Source organism: Pseudomonas sp. WC2 (genome assembly GCF_050586545.1).
Classification (GTDB): domain Bacteria; phylum Pseudomonadota; class Gammaproteobacteria; order Pseudomonadales; family Pseudomonadaceae; genus Aquipseudomonas.
The window spans coordinates 98267-119443 of the sequence record NZ_JBOBDR010000013.1 but is presented as its reverse complement, the minus strand read 5'-3'; the positions used below and the strand labels follow the sequence as shown (position 1 = coordinate 119443).

Sequence of the window (21177 nt, the reverse complement as noted above, 5' to 3'; positions counted from 1 at the left end):
CGAGCAGACAATGCTCGCGAGCCTTTTTTTGCGACTGAGTCATCGCCCGACGTTTCAACCGATGAGTGAGCTGATCACCGTCTTCAATTCAACGCCATTGTGCTTCTGTGCCTTCAAGGCGCCATGCAACTGTCCGAGACTGTATTTGTGCTCGCGCCCCTGAATGTTGAAGCTCAGGTACAGCGGCACTCGACCCTGCGCTTCTTGCGGTTCTCCATTCAGAACCATCAAGGTGCGCGCACTGTCCGGATCGATCAGCAACAGATTTCCCCCCGCCTCTGACAGCAGCATCTGATCGCGCCCGGCCATTTCCAGCACCAGGTTGTGCTCGAATGAGCCGATCTGCTCAGGCGTATTTCGACGATCAACGACGAGACACTCCAGGCGCTGCCAGACTTCTTCCGCAACCCGGCAAATCTGCGACATACCACCGAACGCCAATATCAATGTGTCGACACCATCGACCAGCAAAGGCTGCAAGTCATCGATTTTGTACTCGGTTGCCAGCGTGAGTATTTCACCCTCTCGAGTCGCATGGCTGTCCGTGAGCCAGATCTGGTTTTTCGAGCCACGGTTCAAGACCAGACTGTCGAACGGATCGAACAACAATGACTCTGTCTGGTTCTGCACACCCAGCAGCACCGACCACTGGCCGTCCTGCCGCGCGTCGACCGTAAACAGATAGTCCTGCTCGGCAACATAGTAGGTAAAGCTGTTGCCCAGGTTCTCAATCGTCAGCATGGGCGCATGGTCATGGCCGGAAAGCAGTTTTCGCAAACGTGCGTTCAGGGACATGCCCGTCTGTTCAGTCTGAGACCACTGATTTTCGACGCCGACAATCTTCGCGGGCTGATGATCAGACAGCTCAAGATTGACACCGTCTCGGGTCCGCCCCAGCAATCCCTGACCATTGATTTCCACTTTGGCGAATGACCAATCGGACCAGACCTTTTGCGCGATCGGCAAGTGTTGCGGATTCCGCAGTTTCGTCCCGCCGGCAAACGCCTCGCGCACTGACGACGCTGAGCTCAATGCCTGACGATAGAGTTGCCCCGCTTCAATATCCAGCAGCCAGCCCGCCTCACCGTCCGGGGTCAGGCCCAGCAGCGCCAGTTCTTTACCGGGACTGACCTGGCTCACCAACAGTCTGTTGTCGATACACCAGACAGCCAGCATCGCACGCTGGGTGAAATCGGAGACGCCTATCACCGGGAACGGTCGCTTTCCGTAGGCCGTCACCAGTTCAGGCAGAGCGTTGGGCCAGTCCGGTTGCTGTTCGAGCCAACGCTTGCCAACGCCGATAAACACCAGCGCACCGTCTTGAGCGATGTCGAACATCCGCCCATTGGTCTTGGTCATGATGTATCGACCTGCCGACTGACTCACTTCTGCGACGTCGTGTTCAACGACCTCATCGGGCAGGAAGTCACCCTTCTGGGGTTCGGGAAAACCACGGATCAGCGACCTGTTTTTCACGTCGTAAAAAATCATCCCATCATCCAACTGATTCGACATCAGCAGAACTTTTTGCCCGGGCGAGTCGTCACTCGATTCGTTGTTGAAGTAGAACTTGAAATCGCTCATGCGAATCCAGCCGGAAACGACCGTATCGCCTTGGTTGTAGCCACGCAGCGCGACGAAATCGGCGGATCGCCAGCGGCTCAGAGGCACGTCCATGGCGGTGGTGTCATCGATCTTCGTATCGGGCTGCCGGAAACGATTCAGCGGTTCTTTCCAGTAGTCGAGGCCGAACATGTCCTCGCGCCAGACTTTTTCGAACGCGTTGAAATGGACAAACGTCAGGCTGTTTTCGGCAATCAGATACTCAAGCGTGTAGCGGGTTTGCTCCTCGCTGATCGTTTCCTGCACCACGCGCAGTTTTCCGTCGGCGGTCAGCTCTGCTGCAACGATTTTCGAACCCTGACGCGGAGTCAGCAGGCGATAGGCGTGTCTGACATACCCGGTCACGGCGTCCACTCGCCACACAGTGGCGTGATCCGGTTGATAGAACCACGCCTGCGAGCCTGCAACCGCGGCCAATACAACGCCTTCAATCAAAGACGCAGGAAGATCGCGCACATACACCATCCGGTCCGCTGCCACATCGTAGTAGCCCGTGGTGTGCTGCGGGTCAGCCCCTTCATCAAACGGGATGACAAAATTATGCAGGGGTACATAAGCCGTCGCGTTTCGCTTGGCTTGAGAAAGTGCGCGCAGACGTTGCAACACGGGACTGGACAATTGCGCGGGTTTTTCCAGCGTGATCGATACCAGCATCCAGGCGTTTCGCTCAGGGTTGAACTGGAACAGTTCCCCACCCTTGAGCTGAAGGAACCCGCTGAAGCCGGTAATCCGGATGCCATCAACGATCAGTTGGTCACCGATAAAGCCAATTTCCGTATCGCTCACCCACGGCGCACGAATCAACCAGCTGACCGTGTCTTTCCATCCTTCAGGGGACTCCGTTCCGACCGGCAGCGACTGACGCAGGCGTACAGAGACGAGGCCGCGCGTCAGGGTCAATTGGGATAAGCCCCTGTCCGCGCTGATGTCGTAACTCAACAGTTGATGCCATTCGTCCGGCAGTTCAGGAACCACCAGATATCGCGCATGCTCATTCAGTTGCACGCTAATCGTTGTGGGTTTGTTGACCGGCACCAACTTGTAAAGAACATGAGGGAACGGCGAGGTGGAAAAAAACTGGAAGCGCTGTTCGCCATTCGCTGAATAGGGGAACTCGATTTGCTCCTTCCAAATATCCAGAACGTTCGGATACGAGGTGCTCATGCCCTCCTCGAATTCCCCTCGCGGCAGGCTTTCATAATGGGCCTGGTGGTCTCTCAAACGCGAGTAGATATCCTCGTCCGGCGCAAAGCCCGCGCTCCCCAACTGAAACTCATAACCGTAGTAACAGAGCGGCGTGCAGGGCAATACGACCGTGTGAATGCCTTGATCATCTGCATGTCCGAACTCGAGATGGCTATCCCGTTTCATCGCCTCGCGAATATTGATTGCCCGGTGCAGGTCTTCGGATTTTTTGCTGTAGTCGGGCAGCCCGACCGTGGCAAAAATCGGCGGAAAAAACTTCTGGCTGTCGAAATCGGCTCGGCGGGCCTTTAAATCAAGACGGGTAATGATCGCTTCGGGGGCAAAGATGAGCACGCCGTCCTTGATCTCGCATCCTTGAGGGCCATAGGCTTCGTGAATCAGGAACAAATGCCTGCCGACAGCCCGGGCCTTGTCGTTGATCTCGCCCAGATTGCTTGCAATCGCTGTCACCCCGATCCCGATGCCCAACAGTGGCACGGACAGCGCCGACGCCGCCGCGCCCACCGTTCCTCCTACCGCCAACGCGGTCACATCAAGTGCCAACGCCGCCACATCGAAGACCAACTGCGTGGTCAAGCGCGAGCGTTGTTCCTGATTGGTTGCCACAATCAGGCCATGAATATCGAAACCAATATTCACCAATGAGAAGCCGACGCCCGCCGGAGCACCGACCCGCCCTAGCACACGTCCGGACACTGAAGCCTGCTGCTTGACCAGTGCCTGCTCGCTGGCGGCGACCTGGCGCACCAGGTTGATCACCTGCGCGGCGTCTGTCACGACACCGAAGGCCAGCTGCGCGTAGCTCACATAGACCTGAATCTGCAGGGCAACGGACAGCGCCGGCACCGCTCCGTGTTCGGACTGGTACTCCCGGCTGCGCATCTCGGTGACCAGGGTCTGGATGGCAAAGGCAAAACTCAGTCGGCTGCCCCCGTCGCTTTCACCCGGTGACGTGTTCTTGCCGGCGGCGGACTCAACCAGATGCTGGATGTGACGCTTGATTCTCATAAATCGCGAATCAGCGGTTGTGACATGGACGGTGTTTTTGGGGTTGAGCGCATCCATCATCGTCAACGTGAATTGATCGCCCCCGCTGTTCTTGAGGGTTTCCAGCAGCGGCAGAAATTCACGCCCCAGCGAATGCTCACTGCGCAATTGAGTGGTGGCCAAATCGAATTCCCGCACTCGCTGGTAGGCATCCAGCTGCGCCAGACTCTCGCCCATCCGTGAATTTTCCGAAAGCGAGCGATGACGCAACGCAGACTGCTGCTCCCACACGCTGACCGACTGGGCACCGGGAATGGGCTGGTTCGTCAGCAAGCTGCCGACTTGCACACTCGATGGCAACACGCGCGCGGCAATCGCTTGGGTGTCGAGTTCGATCACGTTGAAACGCAGTTCGCTGGTATCCGCCAAGCCGTAAAGCCTGGCCAGCTCACCACCTTCGCCCCTCAGGTAGCCCTCGACGGCGTGTTGCAAACCGGTAGATTGGCTAAACCCGTACACCGCAAAGTTCGGCTCGAAAAAGCGATAGGCGGTCCGGTCACCGGTGACAACCTTGGCCGCCAACAGCGCATGGCTGCCGGTGTCCAATAGCAGAACGCTAGAGGCCGTATTCGCGTCCAGTGTCTGCATCACCGTCTGCAAAGTCTGCGTTCCCAGCGCCTTGCCGACGTCGGTCATGCGCACGGCACTCAGCTCGTCCAACGCCACCAGCAACGCGCGTGAATCCGCCGCCTGCGGCGTCAGACTGGCATTGGCGACCCTGCCGATCAGCGCGCGCTCGGCGCTTTCGCCCGCGGCCAGTGCCGCTGCCATCAGCAGAGACAACGGATAACAGCGGCGACCGGGATCACCGGCGGTACGCGTCAGCAAGGCTTGGGGAATCTGCCGTGCAGAATCGGCACCAGCCTGGAAAAACTGCTCACGCACGCCGCCGGCACGCTTGAGGATACGCGTGCGGTATTCCCACTGTGCCGTGCTGTGAATCTGCGCAATGTGTCGCCCCCATTGACTGAGCGTCATCAGATCGGTCAACGCCAGCGCTCTGAGTTCACGGACATTGTGTTCGCTGACGACGGCCTTGCTTGCCAGTGCAGCGTTGAACGCCGGCGCCTTGCGCTGCTGCAGCAGGGTCTCGATCGCAGAAAAACGAGCGAACACACCGCCTTCAGCGGTTTCCCGTGCAAGGTGCTGTGCCGATTGCCATGCGCTGGCAAACCCGCTGACATCGAGGCTTTCAGCGCCAAACAACCCACCGATTACCACCCGCTGCAACGGGCTCAACTGATCGATGGGCAGCGTGCCCCGCGCCAGATGCACCAGCAATTCGTTGAAGCTCCCCGTCTGCTGGGCTCCGACGGACTCCGGCAGATCGCTGATGGCCTGGCCAAGTATCTGCCGGCGCTCGTCGAAACTCAGGTTCGCACTCTTCTGGAATATGACTTCACCACTGAGCTTGTCGGTCATGGCGCGCACGAAGGGGTCGCCCAAGTCATCGATCAGCCGTTGGACTATGGCAGTCACCAGCACCGGTTTACCCTCGACCACAGGCCAGCCGCGTTTGAACGTCAGGGTATTGCCCGGTTTGATCAACTCTCCCAGATTGCCGGTGTAGCGCGCTTTGAACTTGCCCTCGCGCCAGGCCTGTTGTTCTCGCATCGCCCATTCGCCGTTCGGGTCATCGCGCTCGGTCCAGCCACTGATGGAGTCTTCCTCGGTTGCCGGGTTATAGCCGTGCTTAAGGTATCGATGGGTCTTGGCTTCAGCGATCCCGGCAGCGGTGTACTGAAGCGTCGTATATATATCCGAGCCAACCAGCAAGGCTCCCGGTCCCGTCAAAGCAATGGTGCCTTGGGCGCCAGGAATGACGCCATCACGGTGATAATGCAACATGCCGGTCACTACACTTTGCGAATAACTTGCCCAGACGCTCTCAAGCGCTTTTGAAGCGATAAAGGGCGAATCCGTTTCACCCAGTTTCCGCACAATGATATTGAACGTTTCCTCATCCCCCCACGCCTTACCCTTCTGATCTAATTCTCGCTCTACGACTTCGATAGTGTCGTAGTAGTAGCGGATAAGATTCATCGTGGTCAGCGTCATCCCCGCTTGCGGATGCGCAGCTATATACGCATTCATCAAGCTAGGGATATTGCCCTTATCATCAAAGGGCGAGCCCATTCCAAATATGTCGGCTGGCGTTGCTTGCGCCGTTACGGGTGCAAAGATCTGATGCAGTAAGGGTTTGGATTTAGCAAATGCTTCCAGAGCAGCAATATGCTCTTGCGGAATATATTTCAGAAAATCCGCATATCGATTGGCGTCCCGACCGGGCATTAAGGTTTCATTATGATTGAGCAATAACTGCAACACACCCGTTCGCGCTTTCTCGTCGAATCCTGCAACATTGACGCCTGCCATTTCCTGTACCAGCGGAGGCAGATAATCAAGATCACTGTAGACGCCCCCCTCTCGAGCTTCGACCTGCAAGCGGACGATATCGGACGCAGCAGCAAAGTTGCCCCTGAGAGAAATCTCACGGTTGTAAGCAGACCAGAGGAAGTGCGATTTGAACGCCTGCCGCGCGTCTTGCAGTTGGACGTTATCGGCAGCCAGCTCGAGGTGGCTCTGCAGATACCGTGCTCGGGCAACCTCAAGTTGCGCCTTGTTCTGACCGAATGCCTCGACGAGGAACTCTATGCGTGCCGCGTCCGGACTGAGTCCACGCAACTGCGCCTGCTCAATGAAACCGGCCGCCTGTCGACGCAGTGCGACCAGCCTTGATTCATAGGCCTTGATGAGCTGGGTATTGGCGAGAGGGTTGTCGCCCAAAGCCAGCATAGCGTCCGCCTTCGCCGCCTGGATAAGCGTCCGGCTGACATCGAATGCCATCAACGCCTCGGGGTCGTACCAGATGCTGAAGGTAAAACCCTTGGGCGCTTGGGCTTTCCATATATTGAAATAGTCGCGTTGATTAGCGCCAAATGCCGCCCCTCCCACCCAGACGAAATGCATGTGATTTGGCACATCTTTGCTGACCATCATCACGGTGTTCTGTAGTCGACGATGATAGTCATCAATTTTTTCGACGAGGCTATTGAATGCTGGGGACGGATGATTCCCTCCCATGTTTTGCAGCGTTTCCTTCAGCAGGCTGATGACAACAAACATATCGGTGGATTTTTCTTGCAACAGTGCACTTTCGTAATAACTCAGCGCAGCCATGTAAGGCTTGCTGCCTTTAAACGCAACCAATGCGCCTTTGACCTCAGCAGCATCCACTAAACCATGCAGCTCAAATGACTCGCCTTTCATCACTACTTCTTCAGACACAACTTTCACCATGAAATAACGGAAAACATGAGGTAGAGCCACTCAATAGGATCACTTATCTATTGAGCCCAAAATTCAAGCGCACGTTATTCGACCCAACCGATTAAACAAAACAGATTTCAACTACAAACAATTACAAAGAAACAAGATGAACGACATTCAAAACAATTGAACAGGAATGCGAAACCTCTAATTGCCGACACTTCCTGTCCAACTAATAGCTCGTTTATCGACTTGCCCCTACATGGGGCTCAATTGCATTCAATTGCACCGCTTTCGCGCCGATCCGCGCGACTCGTCTATACATAGCCCGCGCCCCCCGGCATTTGGCACGACCGCTGCAGCCCTTTCCCGTGTCTATTCCTCTCCAGCAAGGACCGCCCCATGACGCAGCACGCCCCCGGTAACGATTACCCCCTCAGCGAAGTACCGATGCACGCGCGCAAAGGCCTGGCCTCCACGGCGATGGTGTTACTGGGCTTCACGTTTTTTACCGCGACCATGTTTGCCGGCGGCAAGCTCGGCGTGGCCTTCAGTTTCGGCGAGATGATGGCGGTGATCGTCGTCGGCAACCTGCTGCTCGGCCTGTACGCGGCGGGTCTGGGGTACATCGCTTTCAAGAGCGGCCTCAACTCGGTGTTGATGGGGCGCTTCTGCTTCGGCGAAGTCGGCAGCAAGCTCAGCGACCTGATTCTTGGTTTCACCCAGATCGGCTGGTACGCCTGGGGCACTGCGACGGCTGCGGTGGTGCTCGGCAAATACTTCGGACTGGATCAGAGCACGGTGCTCGGTTTGATGGTGCTGTTCGGTCTGGTGTTCTGCGCCACCGCGTATGTCGGCTATCGCGGGCTGGAGATTCTGTCGTACATCGCGGTGCCGGCAATGATGTTGCTGCTGATGCTGTCGATGTGGGTGGCCACGGTGAAAGTCGGCGGTTTCGAAGGCTTGCTCAGCGTCGTGCCAAGCGGTTCGCTGGATTGGTCGACGGCCATTACGCTGGTGTTCGGCACCTTCGTCAGCGGCGCGACGCAAGCGACCAACTGGACGCGTTTCTCGCGCTCGGCGCGGGTCGCGGTGCTGGCCAGCCTGATCGGTTTCTTCATAGGCAATGGTCTGATGGTGCTGATCGGCGCGTACGGCGCCATCGTCTATCAACAGCCGGACGTGGTTGAAGTGCTGCTGTTGCAAGGTTTCGCCATGGCCGCGATGGCCATGCTGTTGCTGAACATCTGGAGCACTCAGGACAACACCATTTACAACTTCGCCGTCGCCGGTTGCAATCTGCTGCGCACCGGACGGCGCAAGACCGTCACCCTCGCCGGTGCAGTGATCGGCACCCTGCTCGCTTTGCTCGGCATGTACGACATGCTGGTGCCGTACCTGATTTTGCTCGGCACGGTGATTCCGCCGATTGGCGGGGTGATCATGGCGGACTTTTTCTACCGCTGGCGCGGGCACTATCCGCGCCTCGCCGACGCACGGTTGCCGGCGTTCAACTGGCCGGGCCTCGGCGCTTACGCGGTTGGTACCGTCGCCGCGTTCAATTCGCCGTGGGTCGCGCCGCTGGTAGGGATTGCCGCTGCCGCGCTAACGTATGTCATCGTCACCGGCGTGCTCGGCGCTCGCCGCGCGACCGCGCCACTACAAGACTTATAAAAAAGGATTCGCCTGATGCACATCATCAACGCTCGACTGCGCAACCAGGAAGGTTTGCACGAATTGCACCTTGAAGACGGGCTGATCCGCAGCATCGCCCGCCAGACCGAAGCCCCGACGCTGGGCCCGAACGACCTCGACGCCGGCGGCAATCTGGTGGTGCCACCCTTCGTCGAGCCGCACATTCACCTCGACGCCACCCTCACCGCCGGTGAGCCGCGCTGGAACATGAGCGGCACGCTGTTCGAAGGCATCGAGTGCTGGGGCGAGCGCAAGGTCACCATCACCGAAGAAGACACCAAGACCCGCGCGAAGAAAACCATTCAGACCCTGGCGGCCCACGGCATTCAGCACGTGCGCACCCACGTCGACGTCACCGACCCGCAACTCACCGCGCTCAAAGCCATGCTCGAAGTGCGCGAGGAAAGCCGTCACCTGATCGATCTGCAAATCGTCGCGTTCCCGCAGGAAGGCATCGAGTCGTTTCGCAACGGTCGTGAGCTGATGGAAGAGTCGATCCGCATGGGCGCCGACGTGGTCGGCGGCATTCCGCATTTCGAATACACCCGCGATCAGGGCGTCAGTTCGGTGAAGTTTCTGATGGACCTGGCCGAGCGCACCGGTTGCCTGGTCGATGTGCATTGCGACGAAACCGACGACCCACACTCACGCTTCCTCGAAGTACTCGCCGAGGAAGCACGCAGCCGCGACATGGGCGCCCTCGTCACCGCCAGCCACACCACGGCGATGGGTTCGTACGACAACGCTTACTGCGCCAAACTGTTCCGCCTGCTCGGGCATTCCGGGATCAGTTTTGTCTCCTGCCCAACCGAAAGCATCCACCTGCAAGGACGCTTCGACAACTTCCCGAAACGCCGTGGTGTAACGCGCGTCAACGAGTTGCTCGAAGCCGGGATGAACGTGTGTTTCGGTCAGGACTCCATCGTCGATCCGTGGTATCCGCTGGGTAACGGCAACATCCTGCGCGTGCTCGAAGCCGGGCTGCACATCTGCCACATGCTCGGCTATCGCAACCTGCAAAGTGCGCTGGATCTAGTGACCGACAACAGCGCCAAAGCCATGCACTTGGGCGAGCGTTACGGTCTGGAACAGGGACGCCCGGCGAACCTGCTGATTCTGTCGGCGGACAGTGATTACGAGGTGATCCGCAGTCAGGGCCTGCCGTTGTATTCGATACGCGGCGGCAAGGTGTTGATGAAGCGGCAGATGCCGGTGGTGGAGTTCAGTCCGCAACTGATCTGAGAGGGTTGTTGGAGCTGAGGGCCTCATCGCTGGCAAGCCAGGTTCCCACAGGTTTTTTGTGTGAACGCATTATTCGTGCCCACCTGAATCCAATGTGGGAGCGAGCCTGCTCGCGAAGAGGCCGACAGATTCAACATCCATGTGACTGATATACCGCTTTCGCGAGCAGGCTCGCTCCCACAGGGTTATGTATTTGAATGGTATTTGTATTCAGCACACAACCCTGTGGGAGCCTGGCTTGCCAGCGATGGCGGTTTTGAATTCAGTTCATCAACCGCGCCGTGCCGAACAGTCTGACCCGCACTAATTCTCCTTCCGCTTCTTCGAGCAAAATCGGCGCGGTGCCACCGGGCATGACCACCTGCACCTCCCCCGCCGCCACCCAGCCCACCCGCCAGGCCGCGCTGGCCACCGCACTGGCGCTGGTGCCGGATGATGCGGTCGGCCCTTCACCTCGTTCGAAGACCCGGGCGACGATTCGCTGTGCAGATTCCCGCACCGCCCATTGCAGATTGACGCCCGCCGGGCAGGGTTCTCCAGCGCCGGTCGGCATGGCATAGGCAATTTGGGTCAGGCCTTCGTGCAGGGGCGATTCGCGCATCTGTTCATTGCTCGGCAACGCTGCATGATCACCCAACAGCGTCACGCAATGCGGATTGCCGATGCGTACAAACTGGCTGTGTGACCACGCCGGATCGAGTGTCACCAGTGGCTTGACCTGACTCACGTCGCGCCCGTTGAAGTCGACGCTTCCCACGTTCTGCGCGGCCACTGCGCGCGGCCCGAAACCGGGTTGGCCGAGGTCGAGCCAGAAGCCCTGAACGCCTTCGACGTCGGCTGGTTTCACCGACGTTTCCACGGCGCTGCCCTTGTCGTGATGCACGCGCAGCAACGCGCCGTCCTGAGGCATCAAGCCTTGCTCGGTCAGCGCCTGGGAGAAAATCGTCAAGCCATTGCCACTGCGTTCGGCGAGGGAGCCGTCGGTGTTGACGATCAGCACATCGAACGGCGGCGAGGACTGGAACGGGCCGATCAGCAAGCCGTCGCTGCGGTGGGATTTGCTGTTCGCTGGGCGCTGGTCTTCGGGCCAGTCGCAGCAGAGGCTGATCGCCGCGTTGCTCCACGACTGGCGGGACGAGGCGCACTGCGCGGCGCTGGCGGGTAAGTCGATGCCCGCCTGACGCAGTGCCTGGGGCGAAACCACGCCGTAGATATTGCCCCGTGCATCGTAGAACTGTGTCATCACCCTTTATCCCTGTTGCAGAAGAAACCCACTGTAAACCGCAATCCAATGTAGGAGTGAGCCTGCTCGCGATAGCGGTGTGTCAGACAAAAAATATCGACTGACACTACGCTATCGCGAGCAGGCTCACTCCTACAGGGTACGATGCAGTCTGTACTTTCTCGAATGACCAGCGATCGAACCTCATCGCTGAATCACTGTCCTTCGGGGACGCGAAGTTTTTTGCCAAGGATCGATATGACCAGCCTCAACGCCCAAGCCACCTTCGTCCCCGGACGCCTGCAACAGATGTCCACGCGCATCGCCTTTTTCATCGCCGGGCTCGGCATTGCCGCGTGGGCGCCCTTGGTGCCGTACGCCAAGGCGCGCGCCGGGCTGGATGAAGGCACGCTCGGTTTATTGCTGCTGTGCCTCGGTGTCGGTTCGATTCTGGCGATGCCATTGGCGGGGATTCTGGCCACGCGCTTCGGCTGCCGACGCGTTGCAACTGGCGGCACGCTGCTGATCTGCGCAGCATTGCCATTGCTGGCCACGGTGTCGTCGATTCCGGCGCTGATCGCCACCTTGTTCATGTTCGGCGCCGGGCTCGGCACGGTGGATTCGACGGTGAACCTGCAAGCGGTGATCGTCGAGCGCGCCAGCGGCAAGAACATGATGTCGGGCTTTCATGGTTTGTTCAGCCTCGGCGGGATTGTCGGCGCGGCGGGCGTCAGTGCCTTGCTCGGCCTGGGTTTGACGCCGCTGGCGGCAATGCTGGTGGTGGTCGGGGTGTTGATCGCGGCGCTGGTCAAATGCGTGCCGCACATGTTGCCGTACGGCAGTGAAAGCTCGGGCCCGGCATTCGCGATTCCTCACGGCATCGTGCTGTTTATCGGTGGGATGTGCTTCATCGTCTTTCTCACCGAAGGCGCGGCACTGGACTGGAGCGCAGTGTTTCTGGCCCAGGAGCGCGGGATCGACACGGCGTACGCGGGTCTGGGTTATGCGGCGTTTGCGTTGACCATGACGGCGGGGCGTTTGATGGGTGACCGGATTGTGCGGATTGTCGGTGCCACCCGGATCATTTTGTTTGGCGGTCTGTTGGCGGCAGCGGGATTATTTCTGGCCACATTCGCGCCGAGCTGGGAAGCGGCACTGGTGGGTTACGCACTCGTCGGCGCCGGCTGCTCGAACATCGTGCCGGTGCTGTACACAGCGGTGGGCAAGCAGACGGTGATGCCGGAAAGCATCGCGGTGCCGGCGATTACCACGCTGGGTTATGCGGGGATTCTGGCGGGGCCGGCGGTGATCGGTTTTGTCGCGCACGCCAGCAGTTTGAGTTTTGCCTTTGGGCTGATGGCGGTGCTGTTGGTGGCTGTGGCCATTGGCGGGAAAGTCTTGAAGGTGTGAGATCGTTCCCACGCTCTGCGTGGGAATGCCTCAATAGACGCTCCGCGTCCGCTTTGGGACGCAGAGCGTCCCGGGCTGCGTTCCCACGCAGAGCGAGGGAACGATCAGTTATCTTACGTTTTAAAAACCGACGCTGGCCTGCACAAAGAACGTCCTTGGCGCGCCCACATACATCCCCGAATTGTTGTCGCTGGAACGGGTGAAGTACTGCTTGTCGAAGATATTCTTCACCCCCGCGCCCAACTTCAAATTCGACACCTGCGGCCCGAAGTCATAGCCACCACGCACGTTCCAGGTCACGTAACCCGGGATGTCGCCGTACTGCCCGTCCGCCGTGCCCTCAGTGATGTAGTTGCCGTTGAAGCTGCCATCGGCGTTCACACCGGTACCCGGCGAGCGTTGTTTCGATTGGGCGAAACCGTCGATGTTGTAGGTCCAGCGGTTGATGTCGTAACGCAAACCAACCGTTGCCACCTGGCGCGAATAGAACGGCAGATCGCGGCCCTTGAAGCCCGGAATCTCACCCTCATACGTGGCGCGGGTGTAAGTGAAACCGGCGTTGGCAGTCAGACCGTCGAGGCGCGGATCGAGCGCGGCCATGTCGTAATGCACCGACGCTTCGATGCCTTGGTGCTTGGTCGCGCCGAGGTTGGTCCAGCCGACGTCGTTGCTGATGTATTGCAGTTCGTCATCGAAGTCGATGTAGAACAGCGTCACTTCCCCGCCCCAAACATCATCGTTGTAGCGCGTACCGATTTCGTAAGTCTTGGCCTTTTCCGGCTCCAGCCCGTTGGCAGTCTGATCACCCGAGCCGCCCTGCCCCAGCTGAAAATACTGCAGGCTGCCAAACGAGGTTTCGTAGTTGGCGAACAGCTTCCACGCATCCGACAGGTGATACATCACGCTCAGCGCCGGCAGCGGTTCGTTGCTTTCGATGCTGCGGTTTTTCTCCGGCACGCGTTTGCCGGCGGTGTCGAGCACGGCGCGATCATGCCAGTCGGTGCTGATGTGTTCGAAGCGAATGCCCGGGGTGATCGTCCAGTTGCCGACGTCGATCTTGTTGTCGACGTAGACCGAGTTGGCCTCGGTGCCGCCGGTGCGATCCTGGAACACGTGGCCATCAGACGTCGGCGTTACGACAGGCTGGTTATTGACCAGCGCCAGACGGCTCGACTGTTCGTGCATCGCTTCTTTCAGGTAGCGATAACCGACGCTGACTTCCTGCGTGGTCGGGCCGACATCGAAGACCCGCGACACACGCGGCTCGACGCCGAGGGTGTAATAGGAGCGCGGGTACGAGCTGAGGGTTTTCTGGTCGCGCGCGGCGATGGTGCTGCCACGAAAGCTGTCGGTGTAGTAGGTCAGCACTTCGGCCTGGGTGCGCTCATCGATCTGCCGGATCCACTTGAACGACACGTCTTTGCGCCGGCCGCTGAACTGGTCGTAGTCGCGTACCGAGTCGTACGGTTTGTCGTCGTACTGCTTTTGCGTCAGGCCGCCGGGCATGTCGGCGCTGGCGTCGTAATAGTGGAAATTGAGGCTGAAATCATCCTGATCGGTCGGCGCCCAGTGGGTCTTGAGCAGCACGTCGTCGATGTCATTGCCGTTGTTGCGCTCGCGGTAGCCGTTGCCGTTGACGCCCGAGTACAACAACGCCACGCCCATGCCGTTATCGGCGGTGCCACCGAGGAACGCGGTGTCGATGTGCTTCCAGCCGCCGTACTGGGTGGTTTCCAGCGTCGTGCCGATTTCACCGGTGGTTTTTTCCGGAATCGCGCGGGTGACGAAGTTGATTACACCACCGACGTTCTGCGGCCCATAGCGCACGGAACCGGCACCACGCACGACGTCGATGCTGTCGAGGTTGCCAGAAGAAATCGGCGCCATCGACAATTGCGGTTGGCCGTACGGCGCGAATGCTGCAGGCACGCCATCGATCAACACGGTGGAGCGCGGCGACAGGCGCGAAGTCAGACCGCGCACGCCGACGTTGAGGGAAATATCGCTGCCGCCGGTGCCGTTGTTGTCCTGCACCTGCACGCCGGGCACACGCTTGAGCACGTCGCTGACGTTCATTGCGCCCTGCTCGACCATCGCTTCGCGGCGAATCACCGTGCGTGCGCCGGGGTGGTTTTGTACCACGGCAGCGTTGGCATCACCGAGCCAGTCGCCGACCACTTTGATGTCGGTGACGCCCAGTTCCAGCGGGCCATTACTGGCGGCAGAAGTCGCAGCGGGCGACAGAGTCACCGAACCTTCGTTGATCTGATAATCCAGACCGCTGCCTTGCAGCAACTCACGCAATGCCTGCTCCGGCGAGATGTCGCCATCGACGGCCGGGGCCTGTTTGCCGGCGACCAGATCGGGGCTGAAAAACACCTGAAGGGAAGTCTGCTGGCCCAGCTCGCTCAGGGCCTGACCCAGCGGTTGTGCGCGGATATGAATGGCTTCGCCGGCAAACGCCAGCGGCATCGCGGCGTTGACCGCCAGCGCGAGGGCCAGCGGCAACCAAGGGGATTTTTTGTTATTGGCAGGGGTGGTTTTCACGTCGAACGTAGTCCTGTGGATCGCAAGAGTGTGCGGCTGTTAATGCAAACCAGTTGCAGTTGAACAGGAAGACGATGAACTCGAAAAAAACCTGAATTTTATTTTGAAATAATTTCCTGACTGCCGTCCGTGTGTGTACGCACGGCCACCGGCAGGATGCTCGGCAAGGCTTTGAGCAAGGCTTCGGTGTTGTCGGATTTGAACACGCTGGTCAGGCGCAAACCGGCTACGGCGGGGTTGCTGATCGTCAGCGGTTTTTCGCGATAACGCGACACTTCTGCCGCGACTTCGCTGAGGCTGGCGTTGTTGAACACCAGTTTGCCGCTACGCCAAGCGGTGAGTTCTGCGGGATTCACCGCATACGCTGCGGCAACTTTGCCTTGGGCATCGACATAGCTACCGAGGCCTGCGGTCAGGCTGATGAATTGATTGTCCGGCGCATCACGGCCCTGCACTTTCACCGTGCCCTGCTCCACCGCCACGCGAGTCTGCGTGACGTCGCGGCGCACATCGAAACGGGTTCCGGTGACGGTGACTTTGCCGCTGCCGGCCTCGACCACGAACGGTCGCGAGGTGTCGTGCTGAACGCTGAACATCGCCTCGCCCTCGCTCAATTCGATGAGCCGCCGATCCTGTTCATAACGCACCTGCAAGCGGCTGCGACTGTTTAAATCGATTACCGAACCGTCCGGCAATGCCACATGCTTGCGCTCGCCCAGCGCAGTGGTGAACTCGGCACTGTAACCGCCCGGATGATTCAGACCGCTGAACAGACCGAGGCCGAGCGCCACCGCCAGCACACTGGCAGCTACGGCATAACGCAGCAACGGACGACGTTGGTGGCGAGTTGGCGGGGTTTCAACAAGGGCCTTAAGGCGCGGCGCCGGCAGCAAATCCGCCGCCGACCACAAGCCTTGCAGCAACTGGAATTCGTCACGGTGCTGCGGATGTTCAATCAGCCAGGCGTCAAAGCGCTGCTGCTCGTCGGCACTGACCGCCGGCTCCTGCAAACGCACAAACCAGCGAGCCGCGTCATCGCGCACCGTTGTTTGCCCGCACGCGCAATCACGAGTATCCATCATGGAATGTCCTGTTTGGCTGGGGATGAAAAGCTGCGGCCGCTCATGACTGCAGCCCATCGAGGCGATCACGCAGATGCCGCAGGGTGCGGATCATATACTTTTCGACCATGTTCTTGGACAACCCCAGGCGTTCGGCGATTTCCGCCTGGGTCAGGCCCTCGATCTTCTGCCAGACGAAGATCTTTCGGCAATTGACCGGCAACTCGGCGAGCGCCCGTTCGATGGAATCGGCCAACTGGATCGCATGCATATAATGCTCCGGGTCGCCGGACGACGACTCACCGTGATCGATTGCCTGCGACTCCATGGCGCCCCGCCGATCCTCGCGCCGATAGCCATCGACCGCGATGTTGCGCGCGGTCTGATGCAAATACGCCCGAGGCTGGTGCACCGCCGCCGAATCCGACTCAAGCACCCGCACAAAGGTGTCGTGCGCCAGATCCTCGGCCTGCGCGCGATTGCGCAGACGCCGAGTCCAGGTGCCGATCAACTCTTCGTAATGCTCGAAAAAGCCGGGTCTGCGGGGACGCATGGGGGTATGGGTGGTGTGCTGAGGAATGGGCGTGAATAGTAATGGTTACTATTAAGGGGAGGCAACGGATTCCTCGACTGATACCCGGCGTAGAGCGTGCTTCAGTCGTTGTGCAATATTTTCAAAGAAAATAATGACCGCTGGGCACTGGCAACCCTCTATGTGCCTCGGAAATGGCCGGGCACATAGACGGCAGTCAGCAGAGTTTCTCAGGCCTCGTCACAGGATTCGTTGGAGGTATTCAACAAAATAACGTCGATCAGGGCTGTTTTACCCCCGGCGCCGTTGATCGTATAACTAGCACGGGCCGAGCCAACTTTTATCGGTTTGATATGCTCAAGCCAATCGCCAATGGTTTTATCGAGACCTTTATCGATGTCGTCCTGAGTCAAGAGGTGATTCAGCGACGTGGAGGTGCCCGGAATTGGAGTCTGGCCATTGCGGTCGCTGTATCCCTGCCAGGAAAGCTGCAATATCGCGCCTATTTGCGTCTCTGGTAACGGGCCAACTCTGACTTTTACTCCATTCATTGGCTGAGAACGGCAACTGATAACGCCGTTGATTGCGCCTGGAAATGTCACATCACTCATGTTTGCAACTCCTGACATAAAGGACTCATAGAAGGCGTCTGGCTCATCGAAGTCGAACGCTACCCAATCATCACTCCGCCCAGTAATGACCACACTGTCAGATCTGACAGTTCAGTTAGAACCTTTAGTTATAAATTCGACGCTTTATAAGCCCTGTCGTTGAGCTGTTGTCGAGAAAGTTAAAAGGAACAAAAGCGGCAAGGACTATGACTGGCATATCAGATGTCGATTAACGAAGCGTTCTAACCGCCGCCATCTGACGATCGGCGGCAAAAAGGAATTGCCACAAAATATTACTCGCGTCATATTACGTCCGTAATAACGATCCATTTCCGCAGGAATGACGCGATGACCAGCATGCCCACCCTCGAACCCGATCTCGCGGTGCCGACCCAGCGCAAAGCGCCGCTGCGCAAACGTCTGTTGATGCTCGGTGCCGGATTGATCGCGCTGGTGTTCATCGCGCTGTACGTGGTGCATTGGTGGGGCACCGGACGTTTTCTCGAAGAAACCGACGATGCCTATATCGGTGGCGACGTGACGGTGATCGGGCCGAAAGTCGCCGGTTACATCGATGAGGTGCTGGTCAGCGACAACCAGCACGTGAAGGCCGGGGACGTGTTGATCCGTCTCGACGCCCGCGACTACCGCGCCAATCTGGCCAAGGCCGAAGGCGCGGTGGCGGCGGAACAAGCCTTGCTGGCCAACCTCGACGCCACCGAACAACTGCAGCAAGCGGTGATCGGTCAGGCCCGCGCCGGCATCGATACCGCCGCTGCGGAAACCGCGCGTTCGCGGGATGACAACGCACGCTATAAACGTCTGGTGACGACCAACGCCGTGTCGGTGGAAAGTGCGCAACGCGCCGACGCCACTTTCAAAACTGCGCAAGCGCTCAGCGCCCGCGCCCAGGCCGAATTGCTCGCCGCGCAACGGCAGCTGGCGGTGATCGAAACGCAGAAACAACAAGCCCGCGCCGCCCTTCAGCAAGCCATCGCGGAACGTGATCTGGCGCGGTTGAACGTCGGCTACACCGAACTCCGCGCACCGGTCGACGGGGTCATCGGCAACCGCCGCGCGCGGGTCGGTGCCTATGCGCAGGCCGGTTCGCAACAATTGTCGGTGGTGCCGGCGAGTGGCTTGTGGGTCGATGCCAATTTCAAGGAAGACCAGCTGGCTCGGATGAAACCCGGGCAACGGGTCAGCATCCGCGCCGATGTGCTTTCCGGGCAGGAATTCCATGGCCGCCTCGACAGCCTCGCTCCCGCCACCGGTTCGCAATTCAGCGTACTGCCGCCGGAAAACGCTACCGGCAACTTCACCAAAATCGTCCAGCGGGTGCCGGTGCGCATCCTCCTCGATCCGGCCGACGGCGTGCTCGGCCATCTGCGTCCGGGCCTCTCAGTGACGGCAGAAGTCGACACCCGCGTCCAGCCTGAATCTTCCGCCGTGGCCGTCGCGCCATGAGCGCCACCCTCGCCGCCCCTGCACAACCGTTCAACGCGGCGGACATGGCCACCGCGACCAAGGTGTTCGCCTTCGCCACCATGTGCGTCGGCATGTTCATTGCGCTGTTGGACATCCAGATCGTCTCGGCGTCGTTGCGCGATATTGGCGGCGGACTGTCTGCGGGCACCGACGAAACGGCGTGGGTGCAGACCAGTTATCTGATCGCGGAGATCATCGTGATTCCCTTATCGGGCTGGCTGTCGCGGGTGTTCTCGACGCGGTGGTTGTTCTGCGCTTCGGCGGTCGGTTTCACTCTCGCCAGCCTGCTCTGCGGCGTGGCCTGGAATATCCAGAGCATGATTGCTTTTCGCGCGCTGCAAGGGTTTCTCGGCGGTTCGATGATTCCGCTGGTGTTCACCACCGCGTTCTTTTTCTTCACCGGCAAACAACGAGTGATTGCCGCCGCGACCATCGGCGCCGTCGCTTCACTGGCACCGACGATGGGGCCGGTGATTGGCGGCTGGATCACCGATATTTCGTCGTGGCACTGGCTGTTCTATATCAACCTGGTGCCGGGGATTTTTGTCGCGGTCGCGGTACCGATGCTGGTGAAAATCGACCAACCGGAACTGTCGCTGCTCAAGGGCGCGGACTACCTGAGCATGGTCTTTCTCGCGCTGTTTCTCGGCTGCCTGGAATACACCCTCGAAGAAGGCCCGCGCTGGAACTGGTTCAGCGACCAGACGATTCTGACCACGGCGTGGATCAGTGGCCTGGCAGGTTTGGCCTTCATTGGACGCACGTTGCACGTGGCCAATCCGATCGTCGATCTGCGCGCGCTGAAGGATCGCAATTTCGCCCTCGGCTGCTTCTTTTCCTTTGTCACCGGGATCGGTCTGTTCGCGACGATTTACCTGACGCCGTTATTTCTCGGACGGGTGCGTGGCTACAGTGCGCTGGACATTGGTCTGGCGGTTTTTTCCACCGGTGTGTTCCAGATCATGGCCATTCCGCTGTATGCCTTTTTGGCGAATCGCGTCGATCTGCGCTGGATCATGATGATCGGGCTGGGATTGTTTGCGGTGTCAATGTGGGAGTTCAGTCCGATCACCCACGATTGGGGCGCCGGGCAATTGATGTTGCCGCAGGCATTACGCGGGATTGCCCAGCAACTGGCAGTGCCGCCGGCCGTGACGCTGACGTTGGGAGGGTTGGCGCCAGCACGCTTGAAGCATGCTTCGGGCCTGTTCAACTTGATGCGCAACCTCGGTGGCGCGATTGGCATTGCCGCGTGCGCGACCATTCTGAATGACCGCACCAACCTGCATTTCACCCGGTTGGCCGAGCATCTGAACAGCAGCAACGAGGCGATGAATCAGTGGCTGTCCCAGGTCGGCGGCAACCTGGCGAATTTGGGCCAGAGCGGTGACGTCGGCGTCACCGCGAGCCTGCGCCAGTTATGGTTATTGACCTACCGCGAGGCGCAAACCCAGACCTATGGCGACACGTTTCTGATGATCGGCGCGTGCTTCGTCATCGCCACGGCGATGGTGCCCTTGATGCGCAAGGTGCAACCACCGGCCGCGCCGAGTGCGGATGGGCATTGATCATTTGTGCAGCCCTCCCAAAAGAGAGTTGCGGTGTGGCTTAAGCTTGCGGGGTTTTGCGGAAACCGACGGCCAGACGATTCCAACTGTTGATGGTGCTGATGGCCACGGTCAGGTCGACCATTTCCTTGGGCGAGAACTGCGCAGCGACGACGTCGTAGTCTTCGTCCGGGGCGTGAGTCAGGCTCAGTTGAGTCAGCGATTCAGTCCACAGCAACGCGGCACGTTCGCGGTCGCTGAAGAACGGCGCTTCACGCCAGGCGGTCACGGCGAACAGACGACGCGGGGTTTCGCCGCCCTTGATCGCATCGGTGGTGTGCATGTCGATGCAGAAAGCACAGCCATTGATTTGCGAGGCGCGCAACTTGACCAGTTCGATCAGGGTCTTTTCCAGCGGCAGTTTCGACACCGCGGTTTCCAGGGCGATCATCGCCTTCAGCGCGTCAGGGGAAGCGGTGTAAAAATCGGTACGAGGTTTCATGGTGGCTCCGGGCAGCAAGTGAATGTGTGGCTACGTTAGTCCCGGGACCCGCTTCGACAAATAGCCAATATTCCGGAAGATCAGGAGGCCACTGGCGTCGAGAAAAATTTGCGCAGGACAATTGCCAGCGCTGGAGCAGTGCCACTAGAATGCGATCAATTCTTAATTGCACTC

12 protein-coding genes are annotated in these 21177 nt (G+C 59.2%); 5 read left to right on the top strand and 7 right to left on the bottom strand.

Annotated elements, in window-relative coordinates:
* Positions 1–54 precede the first annotated feature (54 nt).
* A complete protein-coding gene (locus ACQ4OE_RS17365) occupies positions 55–7164 on the bottom strand; it encodes a TcdA/TcdB pore-forming domain-containing protein (RefSeq protein WP_430947360.1) in 7110 nt (2369 codons plus the stop codon).
* 384 nt (positions 7165–7548) lie between these two features.
* Here ACQ4OE_RS17365 and codB point away from each other — a divergent pair, with 384 nt between their 5' ends.
* Both codB and codA read left to right on the top strand, forming a co-directional pair.
* Positions 7549–8820, top strand: coding sequence for a cytosine permease (gene codB, locus ACQ4OE_RS17360; protein WP_430947359.1), 1272 nt, complete (start codon positions 7549–7551; stop codon positions 8818–8820).
* Positions 8821–8835: 15 nt separating this feature from the next.
* Positions 8836–10083, top strand: coding sequence for a cytosine deaminase (codA, locus tag ACQ4OE_RS17355; RefSeq protein WP_430947358.1), 1248 nt, complete (start codon positions 8836–8838; stop codon positions 10081–10083).
* Between the two features lie 262 nt (positions 10084–10345).
* On the opposite strand, the gene ACQ4OE_RS17350 is transcribed toward codA, so the two are convergent.
* On the bottom strand, positions 10346–11326 hold the full coding sequence (locus ACQ4OE_RS17350) for a diaminopimelate epimerase (protein WP_430947357.1): 981 nt from the start codon (positions 11324–11326) through the stop codon (positions 10346–10348).
* A gap of 237 nt (positions 11327–11563) precedes the next feature.
* On the opposite strand from ACQ4OE_RS17350, the gene ACQ4OE_RS17345 reads away from it, so the two are divergent.
* Complete coding sequence (locus ACQ4OE_RS17345) at positions 11564–12715, top strand: MFS transporter (RefSeq protein ID WP_430947356.1); 1152 nt, start codon at positions 11564–11566, stop codon at positions 12713–12715.
* A 120-nt stretch (positions 12716–12835) separates the two neighbouring features.
* Here the strand turns inward: ACQ4OE_RS17345 and ACQ4OE_RS17340 are convergent, their stop codons facing one another.
* The 4 genes from ACQ4OE_RS17340 to ACQ4OE_RS17325 form a co-directional block, all read right to left on the bottom strand.
* Entirely contained in the window at positions 12836–15262 is a 2427-nt protein-coding gene (locus tag ACQ4OE_RS17340; RefSeq protein WP_430947355.1) for a TonB-dependent siderophore receptor, read from the bottom strand.
* 98 nt (positions 15263–15360) lie between these two features.
* Positions 15361–16344 (bottom strand): FecR family protein, encoded by a 984-nt coding sequence (locus tag ACQ4OE_RS17335; RefSeq protein WP_430947354.1) that lies wholly within the window; start codon positions 16342–16344, stop codon positions 15361–15363.
* A gap of 40 nt (positions 16345–16384) precedes the next feature.
* Positions 16385–16876, bottom strand: coding sequence for a sigma-70 family RNA polymerase sigma factor (locus ACQ4OE_RS17330; protein WP_430947353.1), 492 nt, complete (start codon positions 16874–16876; stop codon positions 16385–16387).
* Between the two features lie 209 nt (positions 16877–17085).
* Positions 17086–17466, bottom strand: a complete 381-nt coding sequence (locus ACQ4OE_RS17325) for a hypothetical protein (RefSeq protein WP_430947352.1) — start codon at positions 17464–17466, stop codon at positions 17086–17088.
* A 348-nt stretch (positions 17467–17814) separates the two neighbouring features.
* Here ACQ4OE_RS17325 and ACQ4OE_RS17320 point away from each other — a divergent pair, with 348 nt between their 5' ends.
* Both ACQ4OE_RS17320 and ACQ4OE_RS17315 read left to right on the top strand, forming a co-directional pair.
* A complete protein-coding gene (locus ACQ4OE_RS17320; protein WP_430947351.1) occupies positions 17815–18933 on the top strand; it encodes an HlyD family secretion protein in 1119 nt (372 codons plus the stop codon).
* A complete protein-coding gene (locus ACQ4OE_RS17315; protein ID WP_430947350.1) occupies positions 18930–20522 on the top strand; it encodes a DHA2 family efflux MFS transporter permease subunit in 1593 nt (530 codons plus the stop codon). The genes ACQ4OE_RS17320 and ACQ4OE_RS17315 overlap by 4 nt, the downstream gene beginning before the upstream one ends.
* A gap of 40 nt (positions 20523–20562) precedes the next feature.
* Here the strand turns inward: ACQ4OE_RS17315 and ACQ4OE_RS17310 are convergent, their stop codons facing one another.
* Positions 20563–21003 (bottom strand): carboxymuconolactone decarboxylase family protein, encoded by a 441-nt coding sequence (locus tag ACQ4OE_RS17310; protein WP_158955820.1) that lies wholly within the window; start codon positions 21001–21003, stop codon positions 20563–20565.
* Positions 21004–21177: the final 174 nt, after the last annotated feature.